Annotated in this window: 1 protein-coding gene; it reads right to left on the bottom strand. The window is 44.2% G+C overall.

From position 1 onward, the window contains the following. The coding region (locus ACTHUM_RS19660; protein ID WP_440403963.1) for a Clp protease N-terminal domain-containing protein at positions 1-357 on the bottom strand (357 nt) is incomplete at its 3' end. Positions 358-453 lie beyond the last annotated feature (96 nt).

The following is a 453-nucleotide window of genomic DNA, read 5'->3' on the forward strand; positions in this document are numbered from 1 at the left end:
ATTCTGCTGAACCAAAGCCAGCAGGAAAAGTTCGCTGGCGATATAGGCATCGCCACGTTTGGTCGCAGCCTTGTCCATCAAGTTCAATACAGCTTGCAGTTCACGGCTAGGCATAATATCGCCACCTTGACCGGATACTTTTGGCAAGCTGCTCAAATGTTGCTGCAAAAGTTGTTTTACTTGAGGCACATTCACACCTGCATGAGCCAATAACGCAGCAGCACCACTGTTTTGATCGTCAAACAACGCTTTTAAGATAAAGCCGGCCTCAAGATAGCTGCTGTCCGCAGCCAAAGCCAGACTTTGACCTTCTTGCAGAGCTTGCTGAAATTTGGCAGTCAATTTAGCAAATCTCATTTTAAGTTCCTCTTCAAATATATTCTGTTAGAGCCTATATAAGCGCAAATGTGGATAACTCAAGAGCCATTTACCCCATTAATCAACAGTTTTTAC

The sequence above is a fragment of the Neisseria sp. P0021.S006 genome (assembly GCF_051956895.1).